The sequence below is a fragment of the Gemmatimonas sp. genome, from assembly GCF_044376735.1.
Lineage (GTDB): Bacteria > Gemmatimonadota > Gemmatimonadetes > Gemmatimonadales > Gemmatimonadaceae > Gemmatimonas.
In genome coordinates this window covers 1-4,596 of sequence record NZ_JBILKJ010000189.1, presented here as the reverse complement: position 1 = coordinate 4,596, position 4,596 = coordinate 1, and the positions used below count along the sequence as shown (strand labels likewise).

General features: G+C 67.2%; 5 protein-coding genes. 3 read left to right on the top strand and 2 right to left on the bottom strand.

What is annotated here, in order from left to right; all coding sequences use genetic code 11:
* Positions 1-984: transglycosylase domain-containing protein (locus ACIRA7_RS15120; protein WP_396221672.1), on the bottom strand; the 984-nt coding region annotated here is incomplete at its 3' end.
* Positions 985-1,114: 130 nt separating this feature from the next.
* Here ACIRA7_RS15120 and ACIRA7_RS15115 point away from each other — a divergent pair.
* The 3 genes from ACIRA7_RS15115 to ACIRA7_RS15105 are packed head-to-tail and all read left to right on the top strand — an operon-like array spanning position 1,115 to position 4,331.
* Positions 1,115-3,040, top strand: coding sequence for an NAD+ synthase (locus ACIRA7_RS15115; RefSeq protein ID WP_396221671.1), 1,926 nt, complete (start codon positions 1,115-1,117; stop codon positions 3,038-3,040).
* 17 nt (positions 3,041-3,057) lie between these two features.
* Positions 3,058-3,651 carry a HupE/UreJ family protein gene (locus ACIRA7_RS15110; RefSeq protein WP_396221670.1) on the top strand — a complete coding sequence of 198 codons (594 nt, stop codon included), beginning with the start codon at positions 3,058-3,060 and terminating at the stop codon, positions 3,649-3,651.
* 23 nt (positions 3,652-3,674) lie between these two features.
* Positions 3,675-4,331 (top strand): DUF6702 family protein, encoded by a 657-nt coding sequence (locus ACIRA7_RS15105; protein ID WP_396221669.1) that lies wholly within the window; start codon positions 3,675-3,677, stop codon positions 4,329-4,331.
* An 8-nt stretch (positions 4,332-4,339) separates the two neighbouring features.
* Here the strand turns inward: ACIRA7_RS15105 and ACIRA7_RS15100 are convergent.
* Positions 4,340-4,596: creatininase family protein (locus ACIRA7_RS15100; protein ID WP_396221668.1), on the bottom strand; the 257-nt coding region annotated here is incomplete at its 5' end.

Sequence of the window (4,596 nt, the reverse complement as noted above, 5' to 3'; positions counted from 1 at the left end):
GCGCGCGCAGCGCTGTCCACGAAAGCCGGGGCGCGTTTCGATCTCATCCAGTCCACCGCTGAGCGCCTGCTGTGCGGCGCGCTGCAGCGCGGCGTCGATCGTGGTGTGAATGCGATACCCACCCTGCATCACAGCAATGCCCGCTCGCTCGGCCTGTACGCGCACCACGTCCACCACCCACGGCGCCGTACCACGTGTGGGAGTTACGGTGCGCACCGGCTCGCGTTGCGCCGCCGCCGACTGCGCGGCCGTGATGTACCCCTGCTCCGCCATCAACGCGAGCACCGTGTTGCGGCGCGTGCGATTGCGATCGGGATAGCGGGCCGGATCGTATTGCACGGGGCTCTTGGGCATCGACGCCAGCGAAGCCGCCTCAGCCAGCGTGAGATCGGCCGCGCCTTTGCCGAAGAATTGCCGCGCGGCCATCTCGATGCCGAAGGCGCCGCGTCCGAACGAGATCTGATTGAGGAACGCCTCGAGGATCTGCTCCTTGTTGTAATGGCGTTCCATTTCGCGCGCTGCCTGCTGCTCACGCAGCTTGCGGCCGGGCGACACATCCCGACGATCGATCAGGTCGGGGTGCATGTTGCCCACCAGCAACTGCGTGATCGTGCTGGCGCCGCGAAGATTGCCCTTGGTGACCGCGTCCTTGATGGCACCGGCTACACCCACCAGGTCGACGCCGTCGTGCTGGTAGAAGCGCTTGTCTTCCACCGCGACAAACGCATTCCCGACGTACTTGGGCAGCGAGCGCAGCGGGACGTTGACACGACGCTCCCGGCCAATCTCTCCGATCAGCGCACCATCGCGCCCCAGCACCAGCGACGCCTGCGCCGGTGTGATGATCTGCCACGCCTCGCCGGTGGAGGCCGGCGCGCCCTGTGCCGCGAGGCCGAGGGGCACGGCGGCCGCCAGCAGCAGGGTCCACGCGATGCATGCCAGGCAACGGTGAGACAGTTCGTGTCGGGAAATCAGTGGACGCATGGGGGAATTGTACACGTCTGACGGCACGCCGGTTCGGCACGCCGGTTCCGCACGCGGTTCGCCGCGGTTGCCGGCTCCAATGCGGCGCCCGACGGTAGGCGATCCGGGCCGATCCTCCTAGTTTGCAGTCATGCCTGGTGATTCGATTCGTCCGCTGACGCTGGCTCTCTGCCAGTTCGCCCCCCGCAAGGGCGACGTAGCCGCCAATCTCGCCCGTATCGGGCGTCTGTGCGCGCAAGCCGCCACCCTCGACCCGCGCCCGCAGGTCGTGCATTTCCCCGAGACGGCCCTGTCGGGCTACTTCGTGGAGGGGGGCGTCCGTGAAGTCGCCTGCACCGCTGGGGCACTGGCCTACGATCTCGATGACGTCTACCGAACCGCCTGTGCGGCGGCTGGGATCGACTGCGTGGCGATGGACCTCGTGATCGGCTTCTACGAGCGGTGGCGCGACACGCTGTACAACAGCGCCGCCTACCTCACCATCGGCCTTGACGACGGCCCGCCCGTCATCCGGCACGTGCACCGCAAGAACTATCTGCCCACCTACGGGCTCTTCGACGAAGAGCGCTTCGTGGAACGCGGCACGGATATCCGCGCGTTCGAGACCCCGTGGGGTCGCGCCGCCATTCTGGTGTGCGAAGACGCCTGGCACTCCATCAGCGGCACCATCGCCGCCCTCGACGGCGCCCAGGTGGTGTTCGTGTCATCGGCCGCCCCGGCTCGCGGCATATGGCCGCGTGACGACGGGATCGCCGGTCCGTACAGTGCCGCCCGTTGGGAACGGCTCGTTCGCGACATCGCCGAAGAACAGGGCGTGTACACCAGCTTCGTGAACCTGGTGGGCTCCGAAGGCGGCAAGCGCTTCTTCGGTACGTCGCACCTGGTCGGCCCCGGCGGTGACGTGCGCGGCCGCGCCCCGGTGTGGGATGAGTCCTTCGTGTCCCTCACGGTCGATCTCGATGACCTCGTGCGCGCCCGCGCCGACGGGCCGATGCTGAGCGACCTGCGAGTCGCCCTGCCCCACGTGCTCGACAACATCCGTCGGGTCCACGACGGCGCGCCGGTGTCGTTGACGTACGACGGACCCGAGCCCGCCGCCGCCGACCTGCTGCGCGGGGCCCGCGGCTTCAGCACCGGGGAATTTGCCGTTCCCACTGACGCCCTGCAGCGCGCCAGCGCGATGGTGCGCGCGATTCCTGAATCGCTGCCCGTGATCCGGCACGAGCTGCGCGACCACGGCGGCCCGCCGCCGCTGGCCATCGACGCCGAGATGACGGAAGAGTGGCTCACCGGCTTTCTGCGCGAAGAGCTCACGCGCCGTGGCTTCGGGAAAGTCGTCATCGGCATCTCCGGCGGCGTCGATTCCGCCGTCACCGCGTTTCTCGCCGTGCGCGCGCTCGGTCGTGAGAACGTGATCGGGGTGCGACTCCCATACCGCACGTCGAGCGCGGAATCACTCGACCACGCGCAGCTGGTCATCGACGCCCTCGGCATCGAGTCGCGCACCGTCGACATCAGCCCGGCCGTGGACGGCTACCTCACCGCCGAACCCGACGCCGATGCCTCGCGTCGCGGCAACATCATGGCCCGCACGCGCATGATTGCGCTGTTCGACTTGTCGGCCCGCTATCGCGCGCTGCCTCTGGGTACCGGCAACAAGACCGAGCGCCTCTTCGGCTACTTCACCTGGCACGCCGACGACTCTCCGCCGATCAACCCCATCGGCGATCTGTACAAAACGCAGGTGTGGGCCCTCGCCCGTCACCTGGGCGTGCCCGACATCATCATCACCAAGCCGGCCACGGCCGATCTCATTGCCGGCCAGACCGACGAAGGCGACCTCGGCATCAGCTACGCACGCGCCGACGAGATCCTGAACGGCATGCTGCACGGCTTCTCGCACGAGGCGCTGCGCTCGCGTGGCTTTCAGCGCGATGAACTCACGCTGGTGTCGAAGCGCTTGAACGGGACGCACTGGAAGCGACGCCCACCTGCCACGGCGCTGGTGAGCCAATCGGGGATCGGCGAGTCGTATCTGCGACCGGTAGACTATTGAACGCGCCAGCGTAGCGCATGCTCGACGAGTTTCGCATCTACCTCGAACTCGGCTTTCGGCATATCGCCGATCTGGCCGGGTACGATCACATCCTCTTCGTCACGGCGCTCGCCATTCCCTTCGGGATCCGTGACTGGCGCCGTCTGGCCATCCTCGTCACCGCGTTCACCGTGGGCCACAGCATCACGCTGGCCCTCGCCACGCTGCGGCTGGTATCGGTGTCGTCGCCGCTCGTGGAAACGCTGATCCCGGCCACCATTCTGCTGACGGCGCTCGGCGCGTACACCGCCGCCACCCCGCAGCGCCCCGAGAACCCGGTCACGCTCTCGCGCTACGGCATGGCGCTGTTCTTCGGTCTCATTCACGGATTGGGCTTCTCGACGTACCTCCGGGCGCTGCTCGGCAACGAAGCAAGCATCGCCAGTCCGCTGCTCGCGTTCAACATCGGACTCGAGCTCGGGCAGCTGGTGATTCTGGGTGTCGTACTCACCATGGGCGCCGCGCTCGTCCCTGCGATACTTCCGCGTCGCCGGTGGATACAATTTCTGGTCGGCGTAACCGGCGGTCTCGCGCTCATGCTGCTGGTCCAGCGCCTCGGCGACTGGTCGTGACCACCCACGTCGCTCTCTGTCGCATGCGAACGTCGCTCCGCACCTTTACGGCTGCCCTCCTGCTCCTGCCGGCCGAAGTGTGGCGCGGCAACGAGAAGTCACACGACTACGGCTTCTTCTCCGACAAGGAGATTGCGAAGGTCACGGATGATCACATGAAGCTGACGACGCTGACCTTGGCAGCCCTGTTGTTCGGTGGCGGCGACGCGGGTGTTCGTGTCATACACGAGGTGCACAGCACGCACACGCGCGCCGTGGTCGAGAACGGCACCGTAATGTGGAAGGTGCGGCTGTTCAGTGATGATCTGGAGAAGGGGCTGCGCGCCTATGCGCGTCGCCCCGCCTTCGCGCTGGATGGCGACCCCAAGGCCGACTCGCTTTTCACGGCGTACTTCAATGCCAAGGTGAGCGTGTCGGCCGATGGTCGCGCGCTCAAGGCCACGCTGGTGCAGCAGGGCGTGGACAGGGATCCGGTGGGCGGCACCGTGCACTGGTACCTGCTGCAATTCAACGCCGCGCGTGCTCCGGGCACGCTCTCGATTCGCAACACGCTGTTGGCCGAGCGCTTTCCGAATCAGGCCAACATCGTGGTGTTGCTATCAATGCCCGGCGAGAAGCGACACTCGCTGTACTTCGGCGATGGCGACAACGCGGCGCAGACGGTGGAGCTGCGCCGCTGACGTAGCCCCTAGCGGTCCGCCCACATCGCATTCGGATCCGCGCCCGCGAGCTGGATACAAAACGCCGTAATCCGCGCCACCGCCTGCGCCACGAACGCGGCGCCCTTCTCCGCGGTGGCCGCGTGCGGATCACCCACGCCGGTATCGGCCGTCACCTGCGTCCAACGACGCGGCATCCACGCCCAGCCGCTGCGTACGCCATCGAACACACTGGGCTTGGCGTGCCCATCGCCCCACGTGCTACGATCGGGCATCACCAGCTGCG